We start from the raw sequence: 236 nt of genomic DNA, 5'->3' as shown, positions 1-236 counted from the left end.
GAACATGCTGTGATCAGCGCGGCGGGCATCGGCTCTCGTCTGGGACTGAACAAACCCAAGTGCCTGGTCGAGGTTGGTGGCAAGACGCTGCTGGCCCAGCACCTCGAGCGCCTAGCGGAGATCCCGAACGTCTGGGTCGTGGTGGGGTTCCAGGAGGAACTGGTCATCGAGCAGGTGAGCAACCTGCGCAGGGACGCGATCATCGTGCGCAACCCCGATTTCGACCGAACCAATAC

1 protein-coding gene is annotated in these 236 nt (G+C 62.3%); it reads left to right on the top strand.

The window, feature by feature from the left end; all coding sequences use genetic code 11:
* On the top strand, positions 1-236 hold a 236-nt coding region (locus tag ACLJNW_RS28500; protein ID WP_410962038.1), incomplete at both ends, for an NTP transferase domain-containing protein.

The organism is Salmonella sp. SAL4457 (assembly GCF_046548235.1).
Lineage (GTDB): Bacteria > Pseudomonadota > Gammaproteobacteria > Enterobacterales > Enterobacteriaceae > Salmonella > Salmonella enterica.
Note: the sequence above shows the minus strand (reverse complement) of the source record. Positions and strands in the feature narration are given on the sequence as shown.